The sequence below is a fragment of the Arcicella lustrica genome (assembly GCF_034930985.1).
In the GTDB taxonomy this organism is placed as follows: Bacteria; Bacteroidota; Bacteroidia; order Cytophagales; family Spirosomataceae; genus Arcicella; species Arcicella lustrica.
In genome coordinates, this window is the sequence record NZ_JAYGIM010000014.1 from 205,826 (window position 1) to 229,519 (window position 23,694).

Here is a 23,694-nt window from a genome sequence, read left to right on the forward strand (position 1 = left end):
AAACTTAAAAGTAAGACTATGCTCTACTATACTCAACCAATTCACCTTTATTAAGATATGATTTTAAAGAAGCCTTCACTGTTTTTTCAATCATAAGATTTAAAAACGTTGCAACGCTTTCAGCAAAACCTGTAATACTTGTCAAATCTGTTTCCCAAAGATTTTTATCACTCAAAACCGATGTTACCAATTCTTCACTTGAGAAATTAGCCCATTTAGTATAGAAATACTCTGCTTTATCGTCTTGAATTTGATAATATTCCCCAGCGTGAATTCCATAATATTTACCATTTTCTTCTTTCACAGCCTTCATAAACAATAAATAAGCGGCAAATCCAAAAGCAATATATTCGGGTACGCATTGATAAATTTTATGATATTGCAAAAGCGTTGGAATATTTCGCATGCGCATTTTAGACGTGTACTGCACCGTAATACTTAACCATTGGTGGTCAAGATTTTGGTTACGGAAACGGTCTAGTACTTGCATACCAAATCTTTGTGCTACTTTATCATCTACTTTATAAGGAATACCTAAGCCAATTTCAGCCAACATTAAATTACTGACAAAAGCTGACATTACTTCATTTTGCATGGCTTCTTTCACCGTTTTGAAACCTGCTAAAAAGGCTAAACCACAACTCAAAGTATGTGTACCGTTGAGTAAACGTAATTTTAATTCACGGTATAAATCAATGTTGGGTTCAATGATTACTCCTTCGTCTGCTTGGTGAAATGATAATACATTTTTTACCTTCTGATTCCCTTCAATTGCCCACAAACGATATACTTCTGAAACAATCAATAAATCGTCTTGATAGCCTAATTCCACTTCGATATTGGCTTTTACGTCAGCACTTGGTTTTCCGGGTACAATTCTATCAACTAATGAATTACAGAAAGTTACCGATGATTCTAGCCAATCAATAAATTCTGATTCTAGTGCATTTCTATGTGCTAATTCAAAAATGATACCTTCTAATTTTTTACCATTATCAGTGATTAATTCTGTAGGAACAACCACCATTCCATGTTCTTTACTTCCTTCAAACGCTTTGAATCTAGCATGAAGAAATGCCAATACTTTGCCCGGAAAAGAAATTGGCGGACTTTGCTTAATATCATCCTGCACCAATTGAATTCCTACTTCGGTGGTATTTGAAGTAATAATCTGTAAATCAGGATTTTTAGCACATTCTAAAATAGCATCCCATTCTGTTTTAGCAGACAATACTCTACTGATAGCAGATGAAATGGTATTTTTCTCAAATACATTTCCTTGTTGAATACCTCTTTCACAAATGGTATAAAGGTTATCTTGGCGCTCAAAAGCTTCAGCATCGCCTCCGTCTGTTGATTTCACCACGACGATTCTACCATTAAAAATACCTTGCTGATTGGCTTTATTAATAAAGTAATCTGGCAAGCCTCTTAACAATACGCCCGTTCCAAATTGTAATACCTTTTCAGGTAAATTGAACAAAGATTCAGGAAGAGCAGCGTTGCTTTTACTGAGATTTTTATGATTTTGAGAAGTATTCATGATGATTGAAAATCTTTAATAGAGGATACTTTAGTTGGATTGTGAATTTCGACAACCCAACTATTGATTTATATTAATTAATAATGCTTGATTCTTTTTTTAGCTATTAGCAGTGAGCGATGAGCCATGAGCTTTTAAATATTTTAGACTTTAGACTAAAATATTTAAAGATGAAGAGATTTCTAGTGTTAGAAAAACAATCACTAAATCACAATTCACTAATTCCTTACACAAAGTCTGCTCGCATCGGTGAAAAGACATCTATCAATTCTCCAGCTTCTAAGCAAGCTGCCCCGTGCAATACTTCGGATGGAACAAAGTAAACATCGCCTTCTTTCAGTACCTTTTTGTCGTCGCCAATGGTGATTTCAAAAGCACCTGCGGAAACGTAACTTATTTGCAAATGTGGATGAGAATGAATCGCTCCGACCCCACCTTTTTCAAAAGCTACTTTCACCAGCATAATGTCATCGTTATAAGACATTACTTTTCTTTTAATGCCTCCTCCGAGTTCCTCCCAAGCTACTTGTTCATCAGTCACTAAGGTTAATTCTTTTACTGACAACATATTATTTTTGATTGCTATAATTGCTATATATGTTTTTGGATACTTTTTTACCGAACTCTACTTCCTTCTTCGCTTTTGAAGTATTAGTATTCGATAATTTAATGCCTTGTGAACGCTCACCAGAGATTTTCAACAGTACCTCAGCATTTTCATAGCGAATATCGTCAAGACTTATGTTTTTACTGTTCTGTACCTGCATGGTCGTTTTATCTTTTGTTATCAACGTAACATTTTTCAATGAAATATTTTCCGCTTCAATACAAAGTAAACCAGTATTGACTTGTAAAACAGCATTTTCAATCAAGACATTCTTCACACTCATTTCAGGTAAACCTCTCACTTTGATGCCAGTTTCTGCTCCTAAGCAATTAATATTAGTTACATAAAAATCTCTGAATTGTGGCGTTGCTTCTGATAAAGGTTGAGCATCCATTTCTGGTAATTCATCTGATTCTCCATTTAAAGCAATAGGGTCTTTTTTAGCGTAATACATATCAAATAACACCGCATCACCAACAATTTCTGTCATTTGAATATTGTTAACGTAGATGTTTTCTACGATTCCACCTCTTCCTCTTGCCGTTTTAAAACGTAAACCCACATCAGTTCCCAAGAAAGAACAATTAGAAACATACATATTTCTTACTCCGCCCGACATCTCCGAACCAATTACAAAACCACCATGAGCATGATATACTTTGCAATCTTTAATGATAAAGTTTTCTGTGGGTACTCCTCTTTTTCTACCTTGCTCATCTCTTCCAGATTTAATTGTAATACCATCATCACCAGTATCGAAAGTACAATTTTCCATGATACCATTTCTGCAAGATTCTAAATCAACACCGTCACTATTTTGAGCATACCAATAGTTTTTTACATCTACATTTCTCATCGTGATATGGTCACAAAGTAATGGATGGATTGTCCAAGCTGGTGAATTTTGCAAATGAATATTTTCTAATAAAATGAATTTACAACGAGTAAGACTCAACATGTTTGGTCTCAAGAAACCTTTAATATCTTCGTAATCTTTAGCCGTTTTTCCATTTGTAAGTTTAGTTCCACCAACAACTTTAGCACCTTTTCTTGATTGTTCGTTTGGATACCAAGTATTTTGCTCTTCATCTAAAACACCTCCAGATTTTATCAATTTTTTCCATTGAGGTTCTGTTTGTTTACGTTTTTGGATAGCTCTCCAAACATCTCCACCACCATCAATTACGCCTTCACCAGTTAAACCAATATCAATTAAATCAACACCTGAAATAGGTGCTTGACAACGATAAGCTTCTTCGCCTTCCCAAGTTGTTGCTATGATTGGATAATCATCAATATTTCTACTGAATTGTAATATTGCTCCTTTGGCAACATGTAAATTCACATTCGATTTCAACACAACTGGACCAGTCAACCATAAGCCACTTGGAATTAAAACTGTACCTCCACCCGACTCTGCACAAATGGTAATGGCATGATTGATGGCTTCCGTATTTAAAGTAATTCCATTTGACTTTGCTCCATAACGGATGATATTAAACGTATCCTTTTTAAAGACTGGCGTGTAATACTTTGGCAATTCAAATTCATACTTTTCATGAAACTCTGATTTCTTTAAAAAACTCTTCAAACCAACATTCGCTTCTACAACTCCTTCAGCCACTAAACTAGCCATAACCGATGCACCATACTTTGAAAAATGTGTATCGTCAGTAACTCCTTTTGGAAATTTACCAAAAACGCCACCAATGTAGTGCATAAATAATTTCTTTGAACCTTCTATGCCATGTTGTTCAATCACTGCTTTACTTTTAGCATGAAGGTCAATCAAGGCTACTCCAAATTCTTTTGCTACAGCTTTTACCACAGCAGGATACTCTCCATGCTGATCGACGAACTGTCCATTACTATCAAACTTTCTACGCATTACGGGTGTAATCAAAACAGGATTTGCCCCTTTTGCTCTAGTTTCATTGATAAATTTAATCAGGTTATTTCTATAAGTTGTTTGCGGAGCAGCGTAACGAGTACTATCGTTAATCTTCTGGTCGTTGTGACCAAACTGAATTAAAACCCAATCTCCTTTTTTCAATTGTTGGCTTACTGCATCCCAACGTTTTTCAGTGATAAAACTTTTAGTACTTCTACCATTTACAGCATGATTCTGTACTTGAACAGCCTCATTAAAGTAATTTGGAAAAACCATTCCCCAACCCGTTTCTGGACTATCTGCTGGAGCTTTATTGGCACAAGTTGAATCTCCAATGAGAAATACAGTTACTTTATCATCTGCGCTTTTGAAAGCCATCAGGATAACACAAAATATGATACCTAATATTTTTTTCATTGTTAATAGAGATTGTAATTTTTTATAAAATCTTGAGAGTGAAATAAACTGTCGGTTTCGATAGTTAAACAAAACCGACAGGTAAGCAAATTAAATATTCTTATCTTAAAGATGGAATTTCTACAAAATCCATATCTGTAAATAGTTGATTTTCGCCAGCCATTGCCCAAATAAATGAGTAATTTGCCGTACCACAACCTGAGTGAACCGACCAAGGTGGTGAAATAATAGCTTGGTGATTTGAAACAAACAAATGACGAGTTTCCTGAGGTTGTCCCATCAAATGCAATACTGCTTGATTTTGAGGAACATCAAAGTAACAGTACACTTCCATTCTACGGTCATGTGTGTGTGCAGGCATTGTATTCCAAACACTACCATTTGCCAATACAGTTAAACCCATTACTAATTGACAACTACGGATACCATCTAAATGAATATATTTATAAATCGTTCTTTCATTAGAAGTAAGATTACTTCCCAAATTCACTGGCGAAGCCTCTTCTTTTTTCATCAAACGTGTTGGATAAGCTTGATGAGCTGGAGAAGAAATCAAAAAGTATTGAGCTGGATTATTGGCATCGATACTTTCGAATGAAACTGACTGAACGCCTTTTCCTAAATACAAACAATCTAATTTATTAATCAAAAACACTTCCCCATCAGCTGTAATTTTGCCATCACCACCAACATTGATAATACCTAATTCTCTTCTTTCCAAAAAGTATTCACTTTTCAAAGCGTCATAATTTGGTAAACTTACCGCTTCACCAACTGGCATTACACCACCAGTGATTACTCTATCGTAATGAGTATAAGTTAAACTTACTTGGTTCGCTTCAAACAATTTTTCGATTAAAAAATTAGCTCTTAGGCTTTCCGTATTCATTCCAGCCACTTCTTTTGGGCTACTTTCGTATCTACTTTGCATAGGATTAAATATAAATAATTGAATAATAAAAATATAAGATGATTAGCGTCCCATCCAACCACCATCTACAACTAAAATCGTTCCGTTTACATAAGCACCAGCTTCTGAAGCCAAGAATACTACTGGACCCATGAAATCTGTAGGCTCGCCCCAACGACCAGCAGGAATACGATCTAAAATTGATTTACTTCTTTCAGCATCAGCTCTTAAAGCAGCAGTATTATCTGTAGCGATATAGCCTGGAGCAATCGCATTTACATTAACCCCTTTTGAAGCCCACTCATTTGCCAAAGCTTTTACCACACTGCTAATTGCACCTTTTGAAGCTGCATAACTAGGAACGTTAATACCACCTTGAAAACTTAATAAAGAAGCCGTAAAAATAATTTTACCTGAACCTCTAGCTACCATGTCACGACCGAATTCACGAGCCAAGATAAACTGAGCATCCAAATTGATTGATAAAACTTTATCCCAATATTCGTCAGAATGTTCAGCAGCTGGGTTTCTTAAAATCATTCCGGCATTATTAATCAAAATATCAATATTACCATGTTTAGTTTTTACTTCATTAATAAAAGCATAAAGTGTTTCTCTCTCACTTAAATCTACATTATAACCTGTAAAATTTCTACCAAAACCTCTCACTCCTTTTTCAATTTCACTATTTTCTGGTTCAATGGTAAGGGCTGCACCTACGATGTCTGCTCCTGCTTCTGCCAAAGCCAATGCCATTCCCATTCCGATACCTCTGTCACAACCAGTAACCAAAGCCACTTTACCTTCTAAACTAAATAATGATGATAAACTCATAAGTTCCGTTTTTTTTAATTATTCCAAGATTTTAAAAAATTAGTAAGAAATTAGTCCTACTAAGCCCTGAACAAACCTATACTTAATAAATACAGCGTTCAAGTAAATATTGGAATATTTTTATGCAAACGTTATCGGGAACGTTCTCATTCAGAAACATTTTTATACTTATTCAATAGATTTTGATACTTTTAGTAGAATATCATTATTTTAGGTATTTTTAGCTCATAAAAAACTTATACTTTTGTAATTGTACAAATCAAAGAACAAAACATTGGAACTGATTACAATCAAAGATATTGCTAAAGCATTGAATTTATCCACTTCCACAGTGTCAAGAGCTTTGCGTGGAAGCTACGAAATTAATCCTGATACTAAAAAACTGGTTATTGAATATGCTGAAAAGTATAACTACCGCCCAAACCCAATTGCACTGAGCTTAAAAGAGAACAAAAGCAGGTCGATAGGAGTAATTGTTCCTGAAATTGACAACCCTTTTTTCTCGCAAGTAATTAATGGAATCGAAGCAATTTCATACAATCGTGGTTATCACGTTGTAATTTTTCAAAGTCATGAATCTTTTGAAAGAGAAAGTATCAATCTAAAACATATTGCTTCAAGAAGAGTTGATGGTTTGCTGATTTCTTTAGCTGGCGAAACGAATGATGTTTCTCAACTCAAAGAACTTCATGAGAAAGGAATGCCAATTGTTTTGTTTGATAGGGTTTCGGATGAAATTAACACTCATAAAGTAATCTCTGACAATTTTGAAGGAGCATTTACGGCTACGGAACATCTTATTCGTGAAGGAAGAAGAAGAATTGCGCACATTACAGCTTCGCCTTATTTATCAATTACCAAAGAAAGAGTAAAAGGTTATATCGCTGCGCTAAACAAATATGAAATTCCAGTCGATGAAGCCATGATTAAATACTCCAATTATTCTTCAGAAAATATGGAATTAATCATCGATGAACTTTTATCTGAAACGAATCCACCAGATGGAATTTTGACGGTAAGTGATAGACTCGCTTTAGGTTGTTTGGCTACTTTAAAGACGAAAAAAATCACAATTCCTGAACAAATCTCAATTGTTGGCTTTACAAATCTCAAGGCTGCCTCTATGCTAGAACCAGCCTTGACGACCGTCGTTCAACCTTCTTTACAGATGGGTCAACGTTCTGCGGAATTACTGTTGGATTTAATTGAGCGAAAGACTTCAAGTATTCCCACGACTTATCAAACATTCAAACTTTATACAGAATTGATTATTAGAGAATCGTCGGTGGTTGGATAAATTTCTCAGCTTTCGGACATCGGACATCAGTCGTCGGTTGTATAAGCAACTAAAGGCTTACACAAATTGAAAGAATAGAAATTTTAACAATAACTTGCTCTCTTTTAATTTAGAAATCAGAAATCAGAAATCAGAAATCAGAAATCAGAAATCAGAAATCAGAAATCAGAAATCAGAAATCAGAAATCAGAAATCAGAAATCAGAAATCAGAAATCAGAAATCAGAAATCCTAAACCGTCACCATCGCCTTAATCACTCTTGAACTTGGATCAAGCCATGATTCAAAAACATCAGGTAATTCTTCAAACGCTGCTTCATGCGTAAGCCAAGCCTGTGTTTGAATATTTCCTTCTTCCATATTTTTAATAATCATTTTAAAATCAGCTGGAAGTGAGTTTCTACTAGCAAATAGTGTCATTTCCTTGCGGTGAAAATCTGGGTCAAAGAAAGTAACATCTCCTTGAAATAAACCAACGAAAACTAATTTTCCACCAAAAGCTAAATATGAAAATGATTTCATCATCGACTGAGGATTACCCGTAGCGTCAAAAACCACCGTTGGTAATACTCCATTCAAAGTAGCTTTTAAATCATCAGCAGTGAAACCTTCTTTCGCCAAAACTGAAACATCAGTATCAAACAATTGCTTCGCAAAATCAAGTCTTTGTACATTAAAATCCATCACCACAATTTTAGCTCCATGCAATTTTGCAAACTGAATGACAGATAAACCAATCGGACCAGCACCAATCACCAACACAATATCATTCTGACTAACACTTGCTCTTTGTACAGCATGAGCGCCAATACCCAAAGTTTCTACCAAAGCCAATTGTTCATAACCTAAAATCTTTGAACGGTGTAATTTATGAGCAGGAATTTTCACGTACTCAGTCATTCCACCGTCGGTATGCACACCCATTACTTTGATGTTCTCACAACAGTTTTGTTTGTTATTCAAACAAGCTTGGCATTTCCCACAGTTTAGATAAGGTTCAACCGATACTTTATCACCAATACTTAATTCACTTGTATCAACAGCTTTTCCTAAAGCAATAACTTCTGCTCCTAATTCATGGCCAAGTACTCTTGGATACGAAAAAAATGGTTGTTTTCCTCGATAAGCATGATAATCCGTTCCACAAATACCAATTTTATGAATTTTGATAAGCGCTTCGTTATCGGCCAACTTATCATCTATTTCCCTTGAGATTAACTGAAACTCGCCAGGTTGATTTAGAATAATTGTTTTCACTACTTTTAATAAATTTAATTATGCTTGATTAAAAATTGTTCCGAAATCATTTGTAAAGACATTAGGTTTCCAACTGCGAACAAATGAGTTCGCAGTGATTTTAACCAAACATTACAAATAACTATTTGATTAGACCTATATGGATTTTCGTAATTGTCTTATAATAAGATTTTAGAACATGAATCCTTATAGGATTATGCTCTAAAAATCAAGTTTATGCTTTTACTTTCGAACCTTTCCAACCGAAGTAAAAAACAACAAAAAAGCAAAGCAATGGAACAGAATAAGCCACTTGAATACTCATCAAATCTGAAATTCTACCCATGATAAGTGGAAAAATTGCTCCGCCCACGATTGACATAATTACTAATGATGAGCCAATTTTAGTTTCTTTTCCTAACGATTGAATACTTAAAGAGAAAATTGTTGGAAACATGATTGACATAAAGAACTCTACACCAATCAAGCCATAAACCGAAATCATTCCGCCATAAATAACTACTACAGTCAACAAAACAATATTTGCTAAAGCGTATATGGCTAGAAGTATATTTGGACTGATGTATTTCATTAAGAAAGTACCTATGAATCGTCCAACCATAAAACATAATAGCGCAGCAGATAAATAATTGGCAGCTGTTTTTTCATCAATACCAGCCGTTTTCCCTAAATAGCGAATAAAGAAGCTAGATACACACACTTGTGCGCCTACATAAAAAAACTGAGCTGCAATTCCCCAAATTAAATGTTTATGACGCATAATCGACTGACTTCCTGTTGGTAACTCAATATCATGCCCAGCTTCAGTAATTTCAGGCAATTTACTTTTGTACAATAAAACAGCAACCAATAAAACGATAATCCCGATGATTAAATAAGGCAATTTTACAGTTGCTGCTTCGCCATCTAAAAATGCACTCATTTGCTCTGTCGTCATTGAAGCGGTTTCAGCACTGGTTAAAGTATTGCCAGATAAAATAAAAAGTCCTCCTAATAACGGAGCAATCGTAGCTGCCAAACCATTGAAAGATTGAGCAAGGTTTAATCTTTGAGCTGCCCCTTCTGGTTCACCTAACACAGTCATATATGGATTGGCAGCTGTTTCTAAAAATGTTAACCCACTAGCAATCACAAATAAAGCTGTTAAGAAAAGTCCAAAAACTCTTGTATTAGCAGCAGGAATAAATAAGAAAGCACCAATAGCAAATAAAAGTAAGCCTGCAATGATACCAGTTTTATAACCAAATCGTTTCATTACCATACCTGCTGGTATAGCCATGATGAAATAAGCAATAAAAAAAGAGCCATCAATTAATGAAGATTGAAAATCAGATAACTGACAAGCTTTTTTAAGGTGTGGAATTAGAATTGGATTTAAATTATGTGCAAATCCCCAAAGGAAAAACAAGGTAGTCAATAAAATAAAAGGTACTAAATATCTGTTTTTCATAAATAAATATTTTAATAGTTTAAGATTGATACATGTTGAATCGTCTATAACAAGTAGAAAAAATCATAAAGTACTCTTCTTTTTCATTAATAATTTGATAATACAAAGAAAAAACATTTACAAACATATATCATTCACATTATTATCAAAGATTTATGGTATTTTAGCATGATTCTTTCAGCTTTGCCTCTTAAATAGAGATTTTTATATAAAAATTAAGATAGTAGGTAAAAGTACAAAACCAATAGGTCAAAAAAGCTCATGGCTCAAAGCTACCAGCTCTTAGCTTAAATTAAAGATATGTTTTCATTTTTTAAAAAATCATCAGATACTCCTAAAGTCACAGATTTTTCATTTATTGGTACAGATATTCATTCTCATCTCATTCCTGGAATTGATGATGGCTGTACAAATATTGAGAACTCAATTATTTGTATACAAAAATTAAAAGAATTAGGCTTCTCTAAAATCATTACTACGCCACATATCATGGCTGAAGTATATCCTAATACGCCTGAAGTGATTAAAGACGGATTAAAAACCTTAAAAGAAGCACTTGTTGAAGCTAATATTGACATTGAAATTGAAGTAGCAGCAGAATATAAAATTGATGAGCAATTTACAGGATTATTAGAGAACGATAATTTATTAACCTTTGGAGATAAATATATTCTAGTAGAGTTTTCATTTGTGGCAGCCCCAATCAATTTAGAAACTACCATTTTTAATTTGCGGACAAAAGGTTATCGACCAATCATTGCACATCCTGAAAGGTATTTATACCTGAGTGAAAACCTTAGTAAATTTGAAGAATTAAAAGCATTAGGCTGTCATTTGCAACTAAACTTAATGTCTTTAGTAAATCAGTATGGAGGCAAAGCCAATGAAGTAGCTAATAAATTATTAGATATGAATGTCTATGAGTTTTTTGGAACAGATTTACACAGACCAGAAGATTTGAGAATATTAAATAAAGTATTACAGTCCAAAAGTATTCTCAGTAAAATATCAAAATTGAAACATTTAAATCAAAAAGTATAAAATAAAAAAGGCTTTAGAATTTAGTTCTCAAGCCTTTTTTATTTCTATTAATATGCCATGTCTTCACCTCTGAACATATTATAGACAGTCATAATTACTATCTTAAAATCAAGCCAAGGCGTCCAGTTTTCGATATACCAAATATCAAATACAACTCTTTTTCTCATCAAACTGAAATCTTTTGTTTCACCTCTCAAACCGTTTACTTGCGCCCAACCAGTTACTCCTGGTTTTACCCAGTTACGTAAAGCATAATTATTTATCAAAGCCTGACTTTCAATGTTATGTTGTACTGCATGTGGTCTAGGTCCAACAACTGACATTGAACCACCTATTACATTTAAAAACTGTGGAAGTTCATCTAAATTAGTTTTTCTCAGGAATCTACCGATTTTAGTAATCCTTGGGTCATTTTCAGTAGTTTGTTGAAATTTACCATCGACTATTACTTTGCTTTCGCTATACATAGTCCTAAACTTCAAACAACGAATGATTTCTCTATTTCTTCCCCATCTTTCTTGAATAAAGAAAATACTTCCTTTTGATTCAAGTCTAATCAGTAAGGCTATTATTGGGAACAACCAAGAAAAAATAAATATCGACAGCAATAAACTAAAAATCAAGTCAATGGTTCTTTTAATTAGTCTCCAATGCAATTGATTCAGAGGTTCGTCTCTTACTGTAATCATCGGAAAATTACCGAACATTCCCATTTTAAATTTATTCGAGCTAAATCTGAAATAATCAGGAATAATTCTAGTTCGAATAGCATTCCGTTCACCAGCAGCTATAATTTTATCTAACTGTTGTTTATTGAACTGAGGCATTGCAACAACAATTTCATCAATGCTATTCTCAATAATAATTTTATCAACCTCCTCAAAATTACCTTTATACAAACCGTTGAGATACACAGACTTTGTTTCATCTATAAAACCTACTGGATTATAACCGAATTGAGTATTATTCTTTACAAAATCAAAAAACGAAATACCCATTTCTGAGCTACCTACAATTAACAAGTTCCTAGTATTTCTACCTTTTTTTCTAAGGAATTGGAAAAACTTTTTTAGTAAATATTTTTTGATAGCAAGAAACAAAAAAAGCATTCCGCAATATTCCACAACAAACCTACGAGCATTATCTCTATCATTAAGAAAAAATAAAAAGAGGATTATAACTAATGCTTGAATAGCAATAACTGGTACTAATAGTAGAAATTCATCAATAAATTTAAGCGTTCTAAAATCATCATAAACATGAATAATTTTACTAGAAAAGTACCAAACTATTACTAAAATCACAAAAACCTCTCTATCGTGAATAAAATTATTACGATTACTAACTACTGAAGTCAGATAAAAAGAAAGTGACAACACTAAAATATCAGTGAGTAATCGTAAATAATAATGTTCTCTTCCAAAGTAGTCTTTCATCATAAATTTATATTTAATGTGCTATTGATTGATTTCTCATGGGGCAAATTTACAATCTATGTTGGATAGTCACAAAAAAATCTATTAAACGGTATATTTATAAGAGTGTTACAGTTTTAAAAAACTGAGTTTAAGCATGTAAAAAAGAAACAACAATTTATAAGTATCTGATAAACAACGCTGTAAAGAATTATTTTTCCTTAAATTTCAATTTACATTGAAAATAAAATATTTACAAAATAAACACAATAAAAATCAAAATATTACAATATTTTGATTTTTATGACAAAAAGCAATACAACATAATATCGTATTGCTTTTTGTTATGATTGAAACACATAATTCTCAATAAATTAATATGCCATTTCTTCTCCTTTAATTACATTATAAACTGTCATGAATATAATTTTGAAGTCTAACCCTAAAGACCAATTTTCGATATACCAAATATCATATTTTACTCTTTGTTCCATCTGCTCAATAGTTTTAGTTTCTCCTCTATATCCATTTACTTGAGCCCACCCAGTGATTCCCGGCTTAATCCAATGTCTCACTAAATAGCTATCTACCTCATCTTTAGTACGAATATTATGTTCATGCGCATGTGGTCTTGGTCCAACTATTGACATATCACCTAATAAAACATTTATAAACTGAGGTAATTCATCTAAACTTGATGATCTCAAAAACTGCCCTAATCTAGTAATTCTTGGGTCATTCATTTGAGCCTGATTAAATGTACCTTTCTCAGTAACATCCTTACTTTCAGCTTTCATCGACCTAAATTTAAAACATTTGAATTTCCTATTATCCTTACCCCAACGATATTGTCTAAAAAATACAGGTCCTTTAGAATCCAACTTAATTAAGATAGCAACGATTGGAAATAACCATGAGAAAATAAATACAAAGACAAATAATGAGAATACAATATCAAAAACTCTTTTTACTAATCTCCAATGATATTCCTGTAGAGGTTCACTTCTAAAAGTGATTAATGGATAATTACCAAAAAACTTGAATTGTAATCTACTTGGATAATAAGTAATATAGCTTGGAACAATTTTAGTTCTAATCGCCCTTCTTTCTGATAATACAAATATCTTTTGCATCAAATGATTGGAAATCTCTTCAGTAGTGATAATGATTTCATCAATTTTATAGTCTTCATTCATTATTAGGAATTTTTGCAAATCTCCTAAATAAGTGTTTCCACCAAAATCATAACCCTCTTCCTCTTTAGCGATAATACCAATTACTTTAAATCCATAATGAGGGTTATCTTGAATTTGTGATATTAGATTTGAAGTAATTTCATTATAACCGACAAAAACTACATTTTTTATATTCCCTCCTTTTTGACGATACTTCAATAGTATTTTTTTAATAATGTAGTTTTTAATAATTAAGACGATTGATAGAATGATAATGTAAGCCAGAACAAATCGTCTAGTATATTCATGCCTATTCAAAATAAATAAAACCTGTCCAGCTAATATAGACTGTATTAGTACATTCTGAAAAATCAACAACAATTCTCCTATATACCTTTCTGTTCTAAAATCATCATAAGTACTAGAAATTTTAGTAGAAAAGTACCAACCTATAATAAGTAATATTAATAATATGCTATCACTTTTTTCAAATTCAGGTTTAGTGATAAACGAAGAAAATACAAAAACACATACGATAGCGATGATATCAGACAACAACCTGAAATAGCTCACTTTACTTATACTTTGAGGCATAATAGAAAATATTTATTTGGATGTTAGCGAATTATAAATGCTGAATGACAATAATTGAATTTAAACTTTTAGCCCAAAATGAAAAACAATTATTTCTTAGAATATTCACAAAAATGGCACAATCGTTACCGTTTAATAAATAGATGAGGGATTTCTAATAAATTTAACTTAAATAATCGTAAATTCGAATACTATTTAATATTGTTTATCATTTACACATCTTAACCTTCTTTACATTATGAACAATGAATCAAAATACACACTTCAAATATGGGGACGAATTACTTTAATCATCCTTTTGGCAGCACTGACTTATTTTATTAATTTTTAAAGAATAAAATAAGTATTAAAAAAGCCACCATCTTTAGAGATTGGTGGCTTTTTTATTTTTTACCTTTATATAAAAAGAATAGATTAAATAATCCTACTCACCAATCTTGTTTAGGATTTAAGTTCTTTTATACAAACTGTTAAACTATCTCTCCAATAAGGAATTTGAATTCCTAATGAACTTTTAATCTTACTTTTATCCATTACAGAATAAGTAGGTCTTGTTGCTTTTGTAGGATATTCAGAAGTCTTAAGTGGTTTTACTCTAACAGAATAATCAGACAACTCAAAAATTGCTTTTGCAAAGTCATACCAAGAAGTCACGCCTTCGTTACTGTAATGATATAAACCATAAGCATCACTTTTAGAAGTAATTATTTCCAAAATACAACCTGCTAAATCAACTGCATAAGTTGGCGAACCTACTTGATCAATAATAACCCCTAATTCATCTCTTTCTTTGCCTAATCGTAACATCGTTTTAACGAAATTATTAGCAAATTCAGAATACAACCAACTAGTTCTTAATGTAAAATATTGACTAGTAATCTGTGAAATCCCTTGTTCCCCTTCTAATTTTGTCAAGCCATATACGTTGATAGGTTCGGCAATATCTTCCTCATTCAAAGCTTTGGCAAGATTTCCTTCAAAAACGAAATCTGTAGAAATATGGATTAAGGTTGTATTAAATTGAGCACAAGCTTTAGCAACGTTTTCAGCCCCTGTTTTGTTAATTAGCCTTGATAAATCTATTTCATCCTCAGCTTTATCCACGGCTGTGTATGCTGCACAATTAATAGCATATTTAGGTTGATATTGCTCAAATAGACCTTTTAGCAATTCTTTATCAAGTATATTACCTTGAATTTCATCTAAATAAATCAACCCTTCTATTCCACGGGTATCTGCTACTTTCTTTAGACATTGACCTAACTGTCCAACACCTCCAAAAACTAAAATATTCATATTATCTTCAATTAAATAAAGTATGATTCAAATGTTGGCAATATCAAGTCTTTATCAGATATATTAGGATTTTCAACTGGCCACTCAATCTTCAGAACAGGGTCATTCCAAATGATTCCACCTTCAGATGCTTTATTATATCCTGCGGTACATTTGTAAGAGAATATACTATCTTCTAAAGCTAAAAAACCATGAGCAAAACCAACTGGGATATAAACCATCTTGTTAGATTTTCCATCTAATTCAAAAAACTCCCATTTCCCAAAAGTTGGAGAATCAGGTCTAATATCAACTGCCACATCCAGTACTCTTCCTGTAATTACTCTAACAAGTTTCCCTTGGGCAAACTCTCCTTGCTGAAAATGCAAACCTCTTAAGACACCCTTTACAGAGAAAGACTGATTGTCTTGAACAAATTCTGATGGCAAACCTTGTTTAGCCCATGTAATGCTGTTGAATGATTCAAAAAACACTCCCCTAGCATCTTCAAACACAGGAGGTTCTAAAATCAAAACGTCTTTTAAACTTGCTTCTGTTACTTTCATTTTGATAAATTTAGTGTGTTGCTACAGCTTTATTAAAACATTACGCTTTCAACAACCCCAAAAGATATTTACCATATCCACTTTTCACCAGTGGTTCTGCTACTTTTCTGAGTTGTTCTTCATCAATGAATCCCATTCTGTAAGCTACTTCTTCAATACAACCTACTTTTAATCCTTGTCTTTCTTCAATTACTTGTACAAATTGTCCAGCTTGCATCAATGATTCAAAAGTTCCAGTATCTAACCAAGCTGTTCCTCTATTCAATACACCAACTTTTAGTTTTCCTTGTTTCAAGTATTCTTTGTTTACGTCTGTGATTTCATATTCTCCTCTTGGTGAAGGTGCTATGTTTTTAGCGATTTCAACCACTGAGTTATCATAAAAATACAAACCTGGAACTGCATAATTTGATTTTGGTTCAACTGGCTTTTCTTCAATTGAAAGTACATTGAAATCTTCATCAAATTCTACTACTCCATATCTTTCTGGATCATGGACTTGGTAAGCATATACCACACCACCTTCTGGGTCGTTGTTAGATTGAAGTAATTTACTTAATCCACTTCCATAAAAAATATTATCTCCTAAAACCAAAGCAACTTTATCATCACCAATAAACTCTTCTCCAATTACAAAAGCCTGAGCTAATCCATTTGGTAAAGGTTGTTCAGCATATTCAAATCTACAACCCACTTGCGAACCATCTCCCAAAAGCTTTTTGAAATGTGGTAAATCGTGAGGAGTTGAAATAATTAAGATTTCTTTAATGCCCGCCAACATCAGAATTGAAAGTGGATAGTAAATCATTGGTTTGTCGTAAACAGGCATTAATTGTTTACTTACTGCTAAGGTTAGTGGATGAAGACGGGTTCCCGAACCACCAGCTAGAATAATTCCTTTCATTTTTTCTTGGTTTATCGGTTTGTGTACATTGAATCGTAATATTTCTGATAATTTCCAGAAGTAACATTATCAAGCCATTCTTGGTTGTTCAAGAACCAATCTACGGTTTTCTCGAGACCCTCTTCAAATTGTAAAGATGGTTTCCAACCTAATTCGTTCATGATTTTTGTAGCATCAATGGCGTATCTTAAATCATGTCCAGCACGGTCAGTTACATAAGTAATTAACTGTTCAGAAGTACCTTCTGGTCTTCCAAGTTTACTGTCCATCGTTTTACAAACCAACATAACGATGTCTATATTTTTCCATTCGTTAAAACCTCCAATATTATAAGTTTCGCCTAGTACTCCATTATGGAAAACTGTATCAATCGCTCTAGCATGGTCAACCACAAACAACCAATCTCTTACATTTTCACCTTTTCCATAAACAGGTAATGGTTTATTGTTCAAGATATTGTGAATCATCAATGGCAATAATTTCTCAGGAAAATGATTTGGCCCGTAATTATTAGAGCAGTTCGTAATAACAACTGGCAATTTATAAGTATTACCATAAGCTCTTACAAAGTGGTCAGAAGAAGCCTTTGAAGCAGAGTAAGGAGAACGAGGGTCATAAGGAGTTGTTTCTGTAAAGAAATCTTCTGGATTGTGTAACTCTCCATAAACCTCATCCGTAGAAACATGATAAAAACGCTTTCCTTCATATCCAGAGGCTTTCCAAGTATTTTTAGCAGCGTTCAATAAATTACAAGTACCTACAACATTGGTCATGACAAAAGCCATTGGTTCAGAGATAGAGCGGTCAACATGAGATTCAGCAGCTAAGTGAATAACCCCATCAAACTGATGTTCAGCAAATAAAGCGTCGATAAAACTAGCATCAACAATATCGCCTTTTACAAAAGTATAATTAGGTTGATTTTCAATATCTCTTAAATTCTCCAAATTTCCAGCATAAGTCAATTTATCCAAATTGAAAATTTGATAATCGGGATACTTTGTAACAAATAGTCTGACAACATGTGAGCCAATAAAGCCCGCTCCGCCTGTGATTAATAGTTTCTTCATAGGTTTAAATTAATATTTAATAATAAACTACCCACACAAGTATAGTTTATTATTAATAAAAAAATTACTTTGTGAATAATTTAATATCAGCCTCCATCATATCCTTCACCAGAGCAGGTAAGTCATATTTAGGTTCCCATCCTAATTTAGTTTTAGATTTAGTTGGATCTCCAATCAATAATTCTACTTCCGTCGGTCTGAAATAACGTGGATCAACAGATACTACCACTGTACCTACTGGAACTTGATATAACGGGTTAGAGCATGCCACAATCGTTCCTACTTCATCCACACCTTCTCCAGAGAATGCTACTTCAATACCAACTTCAGCAAATGCCATACGCACAAATTCACGTACTCTTGTTGTTACTCCTGTAGCGATAACATAATCTTCAGGTACTTCTTGTTGTAAGATTAACCACATCGCCTCAACATAATCTTTTGCATGTCCCCAGTCACGTTCGGCATTTAAGTTTCCAAGATATAATTTTTCTTGTTGTCCCAAAGCAATCTGAGCTACTGCTCTTGTAATCTTACGTGTTACAAAAGTTTCACCTCTACGTGGCGATTCGTGATTAAATAAGATACCATTCACAGCAAACATATTATAAGCTTCACGGTAGTTAACAGTAATCCAGAATCCATACATTTTAGCTACTGCATAAGGTGAGCGTGGATAAAAAGGAGTTGCTTCTGACTGAGGCACTTCTTGTACTAATCCATACAATTCAGAAGTAGAAGCTTGATAAATTTTTGTCTTTTCAATCAAACCCAATAAACGAACAGCCTCCAATATACGTAATGTACCAATACCATCTACTTGAGCAGTGTATTCAGGTTCGTCAAAGGATACCTTCACATGAGACATGGCACCTAAATTATAAATCTCATCTGGTTGTACTTCTTGAATAATACGAATGATATTAGTTGAATCAGAAAGGTCTCCATAATGCATAATAAAACGGACACCATCTTCATGTAAATCTTCATATAAATGGTCAATACGAGCAGTATTGATTAATGAACTACGACGTTTGATACCGTGTACCTCATATCCTTTTGATAATAATAATTCTGCCAAATAGGCTCCATCTTGTCCAGTAATACCAGTAATAAGGGCTTTTTTCATACTAATTTTTGATTAATTTACTGATAAAATCATCAGTGTGTTAATTAGAAAGATTTAATTTATATTTCAGTTTTAAAGATAAGTATTTGTTTTTCAGATAATAATATATAAAATAAAACTAATCTTTTATAACCTTAAGTTTGCATGATTATCAAGAAAATCTTGATAAGCTAAAGTAATACCATCTGATAAATCAATGGTATGCTTCCAACCTTTTGAATGTAATTTTGAAACATCCATTAATTTTCTTGGGGTACCGTCAGGCTTGCTACTATCCCAAATAATTTCTCCTTCAAAACCTACAATATCTTTAACAGTATTGGCTAACTCTTTAATAGTAACATCTACACCAGTACCAACATTTATCAATTCAGCTTCTGAATAATTATCCATCAAATAAATACAAGCTGCCGCCAAATCATCGGCATGAAGAAACTCTCTCATTGGAGAACCAGAACCCCATAAGATTACCTCCTTAACTCCTTTTTCTTTTGCCTCATGAAATTTACGAATCATCGCAGGTAATACATGCGAATTTTGCAAATCATAGTTATCATTAGGCCCATACAAATTAGTAGGCATCACCGAGATAAAATCACATCCATATTGCGCTCTATAAGCTTCACACATTTTAATTCCTGCAATTTTAGCAATGGCATAGGGTTCATTGGTTTGCTCTAATAAACCTGTCAATAAATACTCTTCTTTTAAAGGCTGGGGAGCCAATTTTGGATAAATACAAGAAGAACCTAAAAACATTAACTTCTTCACATCGTTCAAGTAAGAAGCATGAATAATGCTGTTTTGAATAGCTAAATTTTCATACAAGAAATCTGCTCTATAAGTATTATTAGCAACAATTCCTCCTACTTTAGCCGCCGCTAAAAAAACATAGTCAGGCTTTTCTACAGCGAAAAAAGCTAGTACTGCTTCTTGATTTCTTAAATCTAGTTCTTTTGATGTTTTTAATACAAAATTTTTGTACCCTTCTTTTTGCAATTTTCTAAGAATAGCAGAACCTACCATACCCCTATGACCTGCTATATATATTTTGGAGTGTTTTTCCATTTCGATAATTATCTGAATTTAATTAAGATTTTTTCTTTTACTATAAGAAATATAAATGCAGTGTTAGTTATAAAATATCTCTTAAATAATCTCTTCGGGTCTTGCATTAATCTATAAAACCATTCAAGCATATATTTTTGCATCCATAAAGGTGCCCTTTTTTCTTTACCTACCAACATTGGAAATGCTCCACCAACTCCTAACATTACAGCATTGATTTTTCCTTTCATAGCGCTCATCCACTTTTCTTGTTTAGGACACCCTAGTGCTACAAATAAAATGTTAGTTTCTACATTATTAATATTGTTAATATGTTCATGTATCTCAATATCGGTTAGATTTCTAAACGGTGGAGAAATTGCTCCTACTATGTTTAAAGATGGATATCTATAAGAACAAAAAGACACTAAATCAAGTAGAACTTCTTCTGTTGCACCATAAAAAAAAACATTTAATTTTTTTATAGAAGCACTCTCCAATAAAGATGGCATCAAGTCAGGGCCAGAAACTCTGTCTTGTTCTATTCCATAAAGCCATTTAAGTGATTTAACTAATGGCAATCCATCTGGAGTAATTATATCTGCACTATTAACTATGTTTGCAAATATAGGGTTGTAATAAGCTTCAATACACATATGTACGTTTGAAACACATACATATGCTGATTGTCTTAATTCAGCAATTGAGACAATCCTTGAAACAAATTCATGATATTTACCTAATGAAATAGTAATACTTAATAGTTTATGTCTGTTCATAAGATTTGAGGTTCATTCTATTTTTCTAGAAATAATTCAGAAATTGTCAAACCTGACACTGAACGAAATTTAGAAGTATAAACCCATTCATTTGAATTGAATCGTTGAAAAATCATAAAAGTTTTCTTCCATGTAAGTAATCTTAGTAAAAAATTGAGTTCAGTAAATTTTCCAAATAGCCTGTATAATATTGGAAGTTTTTCTAAGTTTGAGCAAATCTCATCAACTTCTTTTATGTATCTCTCTTTGAGCACAATTGATCTACTACTTTCACGGAGTCTAAAAGAAGATAATGGCAAATTGATTGTCCATAATTCAGCATACTTTGAGAATTTAATCCATAGTTCATAGTCAGCTGCTAGCTTGTAATCCAAACTTAGCCCTCCTACTTTTTCCCACAAGCCTCTTCTCCAAAACATTGACTCCTGTTGAAGAAAACCAAAACCACCTTCTTTATACCAACCATTACTAATTCCATATTTATACTTTGCTGAAGCATGATTATAATTTTTTTTCAAAAAACCATCTTCCGTCAAAAAAGAAGGAATTCCACATATCCAATCTATGGTATTATTTTTTCTAAATACTTCAGCTATCATTTTAAATGTCCAAGTGTGGTAAACATCATCAGCATTAAGCCAACAAAATATATCACCATTAGCAAATCTAAAGCCCTTGTTAATAGCATCATATTGTCCATTGTCTTTTTCAGAAATAAATGTGTCTATATATTTTCTATATTCGGATAATTTCTCAATTGTTCCATCTGTAGAACCACCATCAACAAATATAATCTGTAAATTAGGGTATCTTTGATTAATAATACTTTCCATTGTTGAAATAATATAGTTTTCCATATTATAACAAGGAACCACAACTGAAATTTTAGGAAATGTAGTAGTATCGACATTCATATGATTTAACCAATTTAATTTAATAAAAGACTACATTACTGATTTAAAAAAAGTTTCACCTATTATTTGTTCTTTCTCTAAATATCTTCTTCTTCTCTTACTTTGATTTTCCTTTATTTCTTTATATTCAGTATCATTTAAATCAAATACTTTTAGCAATGTTGTTCGTAAGTCGTTAGAATTATTTTTTTCAAAAATGAATCCATCAATCCCATCTAAAATGTGATGCTGAAAACATTCAAGATTACTTGCAATAACAGGTAAATTATAATTTATAGCTACAAGAAGTGGTCCACTTTGAGTAGCATCCTTATAAGGTAATACAAGAAAATCAGCGTTACTAAAATATTCTTTTATTTGATCATTACTAACAAAACCTAAATGCAGATTTAAACTTAAGTTTTCATAAAGATATTCCTTGTAAAAATCCCAATTATCAGCCTCTCCTGCAATAGTTAATTCATAAAGGCTACTATCAACTCCATGTAATGCTTTTAACAGTATATCAAGCCCTTTGTAACTTCTAATATAACCAAAAAAGAGGAGGCGAATCTTTTTCTCATCCCCTTTAAATAAATGCGTAGAACTTGTTGGTTGACCATAACCTTTTAATGGCATTTCAGAATAAAAACCAACTTTTATTGGATGTTCCTTTTTGAACTTATCATATTCTAATGGAGAATAAAAATGAAATATAGAATTCGAATTTAATATTATAGATTTTAACTTATTTCGTAAAAAACCATCCATTCCTTCATGGTTTTCATAGTCGTGTATGGCAACAATTTTTTTTAAAAAAAAACCAAAAATAATAAAAATAAAATTTATGTACGGATCAAACATATAGACATAATATAATCTAGTATCTTTATTACTAGACTTCCTGATAGTAAAGAATAACCTAATAAATAATAATAGATTTGATATATTTCTAATCCTGCCTTTTCGTCTCCATATACATACTTTAATTCCTAAAGATCTCAAATAATTGACTTCCTCTAAATTGAACTTATCTTTATTACGTTCCGCAACTAAATACACTTCAATGTCAAAATAATCCTTCAAATAAGGCAACATTGTATAATCTGTGTCCCACCAACCTGATTCTGTTAGATAACAAAGTTTAGTTTTCATATCATGTATAATGTTTTAATTCCTGCATTTCTCCCAGCCTGCAAATCACTTTCTTTATCTCCAAACAAGACGCTTTCTTCTAAATCAAGATTAAATTCCTCTTGGGCTTTTAATATCATACCCGGATTTGGTTTACGGCAAGAACATTCACCCGTAAACTCAGGATGGTGAGGACAAAAATATACTTTAGTTATATAAACCCCTCTTTCTTCAAACTGACTTAGCATCCAATCAGTTAAAAGATTAAAATCATTTTCAGTATAATAACCACGAGCAATACCAGCTTGATTCGTAATAACAAAAATTAAATATCCCTCATCTTGATACTTTTTACACACTTCAAAAATTGAGACCCTAAATTCAAAATCACTAATGCGATATACATAATTTTTATCAACATTAATCACTCCGTCTCTGTCTAAAAAAATCGCTTTTCTCATTAGGTT

22 protein-coding genes are annotated in these 23,694 nt (G+C 32.6%); 3 read left to right on the plus strand and 19 right to left on the minus strand.

The genetic code is table 11. From position 1 onward, the window contains the following. Window positions 1-16: 16 nt before the first annotated feature. The 5 genes from VB798_RS18410 to kduD all read right to left on the minus strand — a co-directional run bounded on the left by VB798_RS18410 (window position 17) and on the right by kduD (window position 6,202). Entirely contained in the window at window positions 17-1,543 is a 1,527-nt protein-coding gene (locus tag VB798_RS18410; RefSeq protein WP_323261017.1) for a tagaturonate reductase, read from the minus strand. 226 nt (window positions 1,544-1,769) lie between these two features. After that, the gene (locus VB798_RS18415; RefSeq protein ID WP_323261019.1) at window positions 1,770-2,111 is read right to left on the minus strand and encodes a cupin domain-containing protein; all 342 of its coding nucleotides are present in this window, start codon (window positions 2,109-2,111) and stop codon (window positions 1,770-1,772) included. A gap of 1 nt (window position 2,112) precedes the next feature. After that, window positions 2,113-4,458: a glycosyl hydrolase family 28 protein gene (locus VB798_RS18420; RefSeq protein ID WP_323261021.1), complete on the minus strand. Its 2,346-nt coding sequence runs from the start codon at window positions 4,456-4,458 to the stop codon at window positions 2,113-2,115. A 100-nt stretch (window positions 4,459-4,558) separates the two neighbouring features. Beyond that, a complete protein-coding gene (gene kduI / locus VB798_RS18425) occupies window positions 4,559-5,389 on the minus strand; it encodes a 5-dehydro-4-deoxy-D-glucuronate isomerase (RefSeq protein WP_323261024.1) in 831 nt (276 codons plus the stop codon). Window positions 5,390-5,431: 42 nt separating this feature from the next. Then, entirely contained in the window at window positions 5,432-6,202 is a 771-nt protein-coding gene (gene kduD / locus VB798_RS18430; RefSeq protein WP_323261026.1) for a 2-dehydro-3-deoxy-D-gluconate 5-dehydrogenase KduD, read from the minus strand. Window positions 6,203-6,476: 274 nt separating this feature from the next. Here kduD and VB798_RS18435 point away from each other — a divergent pair, with 274 nt between their 5' ends. Together VB798_RS18435 and VB798_RS18440 are read left to right on the plus strand one after the other, a co-directional pair. Further along, on the plus strand, window positions 6,477-7,499 hold the full coding sequence (locus VB798_RS18435; RefSeq protein ID WP_323261028.1) for a LacI family DNA-binding transcriptional regulator: 1,023 nt from the start codon (window positions 6,477-6,479) through the stop codon (window positions 7,497-7,499). A 94-nt stretch (window positions 7,500-7,593) separates the two neighbouring features. Next, window positions 7,594-7,752, plus strand: a complete 159-nt coding sequence (locus tag VB798_RS18440; protein WP_323261030.1) for a hypothetical protein — start codon at window positions 7,594-7,596, stop codon at window positions 7,750-7,752. On the opposite strand, the gene VB798_RS18445 is transcribed toward VB798_RS18440, so the two are convergent. Together VB798_RS18445 and fucP are read right to left on the minus strand one after the other, a co-directional pair. Continuing rightward, window positions 7,730-8,755, minus strand: coding sequence for a zinc-binding alcohol dehydrogenase family protein (locus VB798_RS18445; protein WP_323261031.1), 1,026 nt, complete (start codon window positions 8,753-8,755; stop codon window positions 7,730-7,732). The two genes, VB798_RS18440 and VB798_RS18445, sit on opposite strands and share 23 nt — an antisense overlap. A 214-nt stretch (window positions 8,756-8,969) precedes the next feature. Then, on the minus strand, window positions 8,970-10,205 hold the full coding sequence (gene fucP / locus VB798_RS18450) for an L-fucose:H+ symporter permease (protein ID WP_323261033.1): 1,236 nt from the start codon (window positions 10,203-10,205) through the stop codon (window positions 8,970-8,972). Between the two features lie 300 nt (window positions 10,206-10,505). On the opposite strand from fucP, the gene VB798_RS18455 reads away from it, so the two are divergent. Continuing rightward, window positions 10,506-11,246 carry a tyrosine-protein phosphatase gene (locus tag VB798_RS18455; RefSeq protein ID WP_323261035.1) on the plus strand — a complete coding sequence of 247 codons (741 nt, stop codon included), beginning with the start codon at window positions 10,506-10,508 and terminating at the stop codon, window positions 11,244-11,246. A 47-nt stretch (window positions 11,247-11,293) separates the two neighbouring features. On the opposite strand, the gene VB798_RS18460 is transcribed toward VB798_RS18455, so the two are convergent. The 12 genes from VB798_RS18460 to VB798_RS18515 form a co-directional block, all read right to left on the minus strand. Next, window positions 11,294-12,685 (minus strand): undecaprenyl-phosphate glucose phosphotransferase, encoded by a 1,392-nt coding sequence (locus tag VB798_RS18460; protein ID WP_323261037.1) that lies wholly within the window; start codon window positions 12,683-12,685, stop codon window positions 11,294-11,296. 350 nt (window positions 12,686-13,035) lie between these two features. Next, on the minus strand, window positions 13,036-14,430 hold the full coding sequence (locus VB798_RS18465) for an undecaprenyl-phosphate glucose phosphotransferase (RefSeq protein ID WP_323261039.1): 1,395 nt from the start codon (window positions 14,428-14,430) through the stop codon (window positions 13,036-13,038). Window positions 14,431-14,871: 441 nt separating this feature from the next. Continuing rightward, window positions 14,872-15,726 carry a dTDP-4-dehydrorhamnose reductase gene (rfbD, locus tag VB798_RS18470; RefSeq protein ID WP_323261041.1) on the minus strand — a complete coding sequence of 285 codons (855 nt, stop codon included), beginning with the start codon at window positions 15,724-15,726 and terminating at the stop codon, window positions 14,872-14,874. 11 nt (window positions 15,727-15,737) lie between these two features. Continuing rightward, complete coding sequence (gene rfbC, locus VB798_RS18475; RefSeq protein WP_323261043.1) at window positions 15,738-16,271, minus strand: dTDP-4-dehydrorhamnose 3,5-epimerase; 534 nt, start codon at window positions 16,269-16,271, stop codon at window positions 15,738-15,740. A gap of 40 nt (window positions 16,272-16,311) precedes the next feature. After that, window positions 16,312-17,175: a glucose-1-phosphate thymidylyltransferase RfbA gene (gene rfbA / locus VB798_RS18480; RefSeq protein ID WP_323261044.1), complete on the minus strand. Its 864-nt coding sequence runs from the start codon at window positions 17,173-17,175 to the stop codon at window positions 16,312-16,314. Between the two features lie 11 nt (window positions 17,176-17,186). Further along, window positions 17,187-18,245: a dTDP-glucose 4,6-dehydratase gene (gene rfbB, locus VB798_RS18485; RefSeq protein WP_323261046.1), complete on the minus strand. Its 1,059-nt coding sequence runs from the start codon at window positions 18,243-18,245 to the stop codon at window positions 17,187-17,189. 64 nt (window positions 18,246-18,309) lie between these two features. After that, window positions 18,310-19,374: a GDP-mannose 4,6-dehydratase gene (gmd, locus tag VB798_RS18490; protein WP_323261048.1), complete on the minus strand. Its 1,065-nt coding sequence runs from the start codon at window positions 19,372-19,374 to the stop codon at window positions 18,310-18,312. 126 nt (window positions 19,375-19,500) lie between these two features. Beyond that, complete coding sequence (gene fcl / locus VB798_RS18495; RefSeq protein ID WP_323261051.1) at window positions 19,501-20,442, minus strand: GDP-L-fucose synthase; 942 nt, start codon at window positions 20,440-20,442, stop codon at window positions 19,501-19,503. A gap of 8 nt (window positions 20,443-20,450) precedes the next feature. Next, on the minus strand, window positions 20,451-21,200 hold the full coding sequence (locus tag VB798_RS18500) for a WecB/TagA/CpsF family glycosyltransferase (protein WP_323261053.1): 750 nt from the start codon (window positions 21,198-21,200) through the stop codon (window positions 20,451-20,453). 17 nt (window positions 21,201-21,217) lie between these two features. Then, the gene (locus VB798_RS18505; protein ID WP_323261055.1) at window positions 21,218-22,114 is read right to left on the minus strand and encodes a glycosyltransferase family 2 protein; all 897 of its coding nucleotides are present in this window, start codon (window positions 22,112-22,114) and stop codon (window positions 21,218-21,220) included. A 30-nt stretch (window positions 22,115-22,144) separates the two neighbouring features. Next, window positions 22,145-23,248: a glycosyltransferase gene (locus VB798_RS18510; protein WP_323261056.1), complete on the minus strand. Its 1,104-nt coding sequence runs from the start codon at window positions 23,246-23,248 to the stop codon at window positions 22,145-22,147. Further along, a complete protein-coding gene (locus VB798_RS18515; protein ID WP_323261058.1) occupies window positions 23,245-23,688 on the minus strand; it encodes a D-glycero-alpha-D-manno-heptose-1,7-bisphosphate 7-phosphatase in 444 nt (147 codons plus the stop codon). The genes VB798_RS18510 and VB798_RS18515 overlap by 4 nt, the downstream gene beginning before the upstream one ends. Between the last annotated feature and the right edge of the window lie 6 nt (window positions 23,689-23,694).

Coding starts and splice junctions, on each gene's coding strand:
- kduD (WP_323261026.1), bottom strand. CDS start 6,202: ATGAGTTTATCATCATTATTTAGTTTAGAAGGTAAAGTGGCTTTGGTT.
- rfbA (WP_323261044.1), bottom strand. CDS start 17,175: ATGAAAGGAATTATTCTAGCTGGTGGTTCGGGAACCCGTCTTCATCCA.
- VB798_RS18515 (WP_323261058.1), bottom strand. CDS start 23,688: ATGAGAAAAGCGATTTTTTTAGACAGAGACGGAGTGATTAATGTTGAT.
- VB798_RS18465 (WP_323261039.1), bottom strand. CDS start 14,430: ATGCCTCAAAGTATAAGTAAAGTGAGCTATTTCAGGTTGTTGTCTGAT.
- fcl (WP_323261051.1), bottom strand. CDS start 20,442: ATGGAAAAACACTCCAAAATATATATAGCAGGTCATAGGGGTATGGTA.
- VB798_RS18420 (WP_323261021.1), bottom strand. CDS start 4,458: ATGAAAAAAATATTAGGTATCATATTTTGTGTTATCCTGATGGCTTTC.
- VB798_RS18505 (WP_323261055.1), bottom strand. CDS start 22,114: ATGAATGTCGATACTACTACATTTCCTAAAATTTCAGTTGTGGTTCCT.
- rfbC (WP_323261043.1), bottom strand. CDS start 16,271: ATGAAAGTAACAGAAGCAAGTTTAAAAGACGTTTTGATTTTAGAACCT.
- VB798_RS18455 (WP_323261035.1), top strand. CDS start 10,506: ATGTTTTCATTTTTTAAAAAATCATCAGATACTCCTAAAGTCACAGAT.
- fucP (WP_323261033.1), bottom strand. CDS start 10,205: ATGAAAAACAGATATTTAGTACCTTTTATTTTATTGACTACCTTGTTT.
- VB798_RS18500 (WP_323261053.1), bottom strand. CDS start 21,200: ATGAACAGACATAAACTATTAAGTATTACTATTTCATTAGGTAAATAT.
- kduI (WP_323261024.1), bottom strand. CDS start 5,389: ATGCAAAGTAGATACGAAAGTAGCCCAAAAGAAGTGGCTGGAATGAAT.
- VB798_RS18415 (WP_323261019.1), bottom strand. CDS start 2,111: ATGTTGTCAGTAAAAGAATTAACCTTAGTGACTGATGAACAAGTAGCT.
- VB798_RS18410 (WP_323261017.1), bottom strand. CDS start 1,543: ATGAATACTTCTCAAAATCATAAAAATCTCAGTAAAAGCAACGCTGCT.
- VB798_RS18510 (WP_323261056.1), bottom strand. CDS start 23,248: ATGAAAACTAAACTTTGTTATCTAACAGAATCAGGTTGGTGGGACACA.
- VB798_RS18460 (WP_323261037.1), bottom strand. CDS start 12,685: ATGATGAAAGACTACTTTGGAAGAGAACATTATTATTTACGATTACTC.
- rfbB (WP_323261046.1), bottom strand. CDS start 18,245: ATGAAGAAACTATTAATCACAGGCGGAGCGGGCTTTATTGGCTCACAT.
- gmd (WP_323261048.1), bottom strand. CDS start 19,374: ATGAAAAAAGCCCTTATTACTGGTATTACTGGACAAGATGGAGCCTAT.
- rfbD (WP_323261041.1), bottom strand. CDS start 15,726: ATGAATATTTTAGTTTTTGGAGGTGTTGGACAGTTAGGTCAATGTCTA.